Source organism: Caloramator proteoclasticus DSM 10124 (genome assembly GCF_900129265.1).
In the GTDB taxonomy this organism is placed as follows: Bacteria; Bacillota; Clostridia; order Clostridiales; family Caloramatoraceae; genus Thermobrachium; species Thermobrachium proteoclasticum.
In genome coordinates, this window is the sequence record NZ_FQVG01000098.1 from 1 (window position 1) to 2906 (window position 2906).

Annotated in this window: 4 protein-coding genes and 1 tRNA gene; 4 read left to right on the top strand and 1 reads right to left on the bottom strand. The window is 24.5% G+C overall.

Going from position 1 to position 2906, the window contains the following annotated elements; translation table 11 throughout:
* Positions 1-162 precede the first annotated feature (162 nt).
* Positions 163-239 (top strand) — tRNA-Arg (locus BUB63_RS12870).
* A 137-nt stretch (positions 240-376) separates the two neighbouring features.
* Here BUB63_RS12870 and BUB63_RS12875 read toward each other — a convergent pair.
* The gene (locus BUB63_RS12875) at positions 377-616 is read right to left on the bottom strand and encodes a hypothetical protein (protein ID WP_027308922.1); all 240 of its coding nucleotides are present in this window, start codon (positions 614-616) and stop codon (positions 377-379) included.
* A 506-nt stretch (positions 617-1122) separates the two neighbouring features.
* Between BUB63_RS12875 and BUB63_RS12880 the strand changes: the two genes are divergently transcribed.
* From BUB63_RS12880 to BUB63_RS12890, 3 genes are all read left to right on the top strand, one after another.
* On the top strand, positions 1123-1761 hold the full coding sequence (locus BUB63_RS12880) for a hypothetical protein (RefSeq protein WP_027308921.1): 639 nt from the start codon (positions 1123-1125) through the stop codon (positions 1759-1761).
* A 389-nt stretch (positions 1762-2150) separates the two neighbouring features.
* A complete protein-coding gene (locus BUB63_RS12885) occupies positions 2151-2357 on the top strand; it encodes a hypothetical protein (protein WP_027308920.1) in 207 nt (68 codons plus the stop codon).
* 39 nt (positions 2358-2396) lie between these two features.
* Entirely contained in the window at positions 2397-2720 is a 324-nt protein-coding gene (locus tag BUB63_RS12890; protein WP_027308919.1) for a hypothetical protein, read from the top strand.
* The last annotated feature ends 186 nt before the right edge of the window (positions 2721-2906 follow it).

A 2906-nucleotide genomic window follows, 5' to 3' on the forward strand; every position in this document is an offset into this window, starting at 1 on the left:
GGTTTGTGTTTTTTCCACTTTTTATTTTACCACAGGGGTTGTCTCTTTTAAATTTTTTGTCCTTTTTCGTCCTACAATAATTTTACACTATGATAGGGGATTACCCCTATTTTTTTGCAGTTGACAAAAAAAAACGATGGTACTATAATCAAAATAGAATATGCACCTGTAGCTCAGCAGGATAGAGCAACGGTTTCCTAAACCGTGTGTCGCACGTTCGAATCGTGTCAGGTGCACCACGAAAGTCCTTGAAAACAAATGTTTTCAAGGACTTTTTTATTACTAAAATGACGCTTTAATAATTTAGCTCAAGCCAATAATTTATTCAGGACAAGAATTACTATTATAATCAAAAAAATAAGACCTCAAAGGAGGTCTAACGACTCATAACAGATTTTAAATCGTTCATAAACTTATAAGTTTCTTCAACCTTGTAGAACTCTTTATCAACTTCTTTGATGAAAGTTAAAATTGTTTGTTGTGTTTTTTCAATAGAATCAAGTCTTAATTCAATAGAACCAAGCCTTGAATTGATAGAATCAAGTTGTTGATAAACAGAGCTAAGCTTTTCATCAAAAAGTTTTTCAAGAGCCTTTAAAAGCACTTCATTTTCCATAATAACACCTCTGAAAAAATACTGCTAATAAATTATAGCATAAGTATTATAGAAATAAAAGATTGAAAGAAAAAGAGAAGTAATATGAACTAAATTATGGGTTAGAAAATGCCTAATTTTATACATTTAAATTATTAACTTGAATTTAAATTTTAAATTATCTAAAATAGTAAGTACAATCTAAATGTTACAAAGAGTTAATGAGAATAAGTTTTTTAAAATGTAAGAAATGCAAATCAATAATTTATTAGGAAATTAATAATTTTATTTTAAAGGTGGTTGCTAATGAGGTTAAAATTTAAAATTTTTTATGTGTTAATTTTGATGTTTTTTTTATTTTAACAGGATGCAAAGTATCTGGTTTTAATAATAAAGATTCGGTATCTTATAAAAACATAGAGAATGTAGATATATCCACAGAAAATTTTAATTTAGCAGATATAAAATATAAGTTTAACTTAAAAGGTATAGATGTTAACTATAAAAATTTAAATGGTATTGTGAATTTGTTAAACGTATATTCCTTAAATAATGAAAAAAAGATAGAGATTAAATACAGGTCTACTGTAAGTAATGGTAATGTTAAAGTTATAATGATAAATGATGAAAATCAAATTATTGAGTTATTAAATGGAGCAAAAGAAGGTAGTATGAAGTCTACAATTAATAAGAATATAATTATAAAGTGTATTGGTGATAATTTTTCTGGAAATATTAAGTTAGATATTTTATATGATGAACAACCTATTGAAAAAAATGACGAAGAACTGAAAGAGCAAGAAAAAATAGCTAAATATTTAGATGATGGAGAATATTTTATAAATAAAATTAATGTAAAGGATAATTATGCTTATGGTAACATATATAGAATAAAAGTTATCAATAAAAAAATTGATATGATTGCAAAGATAAAAGTTCAAGGAGAAATACAAAATCAGTTAGTAGAGTCTAAATATAATGATGATGGGTGGGGAAATTCAGGTTATGTTATTTTGGACTTTAGTGATGGTGAATTAAAAAGTATAGAAATAAAAATTACACACAAAAAGAGAGAAGCTTCTAAATGGGGATTTGAAGAAGGAGTATACAAGCCTATAGATATTGATAAAAAAATACCTCAAGAAATATTAGATTCATTAAATTAGTATTTATATATAATATAAATTATGAGAAGCTATATAATGGCTTATAAAAGGTGAATTAAAATGAAAAAATTAAGATTTTTATATTAATTTTAATAATTGTATTTTATTTTACCAGTTGTAATAAAGTTAATATTAAAAAAGAAGATGAAAAAAGTAATAATTTAAACAAACCGCATTATTTAACTGAAAAATTTATTTTAAAGGATGTAAGTTATAACTTTAACTCCAAGGGTATTGATATAAATTATAATTAATTAAAAGGAACTATAAGTTTACTAAATATTTATTCATTAACCAAGCAGAATAATGTAAGTATAAAGTATAAATTAAATATTAATAGTGGAAGTGTAAGGATTATATTAGTAACACAAAATGATGAGGTAATAAATTTGTCTGAAAATAAACAAGAAGGAGTTGTTTATTCAAAAATTTATGGAAACAATATTATAAAATGTGTTGGTGACAACTTTACAGGTAATATAAAGATAGATGTTCAATTTGATGAACAAACTATTGAAAATAAAAAGAATTTAGAAAGTATCAATGATAATGCATTAAATAATTTAAATGAAGATAATAAAAATAATTATATGTAATATAATGGAGAATGGGTAGGCAAGGATGGTTTAAATAGTTTGTACATAAAGTTTATTAGTAATGATACAGCAGTTGTTAATTTATATTCCATATCAGATAAAAATGCTACACATATAGCAAATACTGAAGACTTTAAAGTGAAATTTGATAAAAATGGAGAAGGAAATTTTGTATTTAATGAAGACGGATGGGGGAGTTCAGGAATTGGAAAAATTAAAATATATAAAGATAAAATTGAGGTTAAAATTAAAATAAAACAAAATCAAGAATATGGAAGTTTATATTGTATTTTTGGTGGAAAACAAAATATTATATTTGATAATCACAATAGCAAAGAGTTTAAACCATCTTATAATAATTGATTTAAGATATTTGGAATTTATATCCTTTGGAGGCAGTGAGTCAGATTATTTTAACCAAACAGCAACAGAAGTCTCCCACTTCTATAAGTAGGTCAGAGATTTCGCACTTGAAAATTTTTAGGGTGGTAAGTCCGTTGATTTATAAGGGTTAAGAAATAGTAAGTAGAAATTAGGTATTTTCCGATT